Here is a 288-nt window from a genome sequence, read left to right as displayed (position 1 = left end):
GGCGGCAATCTCCACTTCTTTAACTACTGCAGGCTGACCCAACCAAAATAAATAGCGCACCACGCCTGTTACTGCAAATACCTTTTGGCGATCTCTCTCGTCCAATTGCACAAAAACATAAGAGGAAAACAAAGGCACGGCTACTTTTTTCTTGCGATCACTCCATTGTCGTTCCTTTATCACCATAGGACAATACGCCACAACCCCAATAGCATTGAGCTTTTCGGCTACTTTCTTCTCCCACTTGGGTTTTGTATATACAACGTACCAGTTCATTTTCGGTTATGA

1 protein-coding gene is annotated in these 288 nt (G+C 43.8%); it reads right to left on the bottom strand.

What is annotated here, in order from left to right:
- Positions 1-276: UpxY family transcription antiterminator (locus ACZIX2_RS14300; protein WP_463340768.1), on the bottom strand; the 276-nt coding region annotated here is incomplete at its 3' end.
- Positions 277-288 lie beyond the last annotated feature (12 nt).

The organism is Flavobacterium riviphilum, assembly GCF_055231795.1.
The sequence above is the reverse complement of the archived record's forward strand: the minus strand, read 5'-3'. Positions and strand labels throughout refer to the sequence as shown.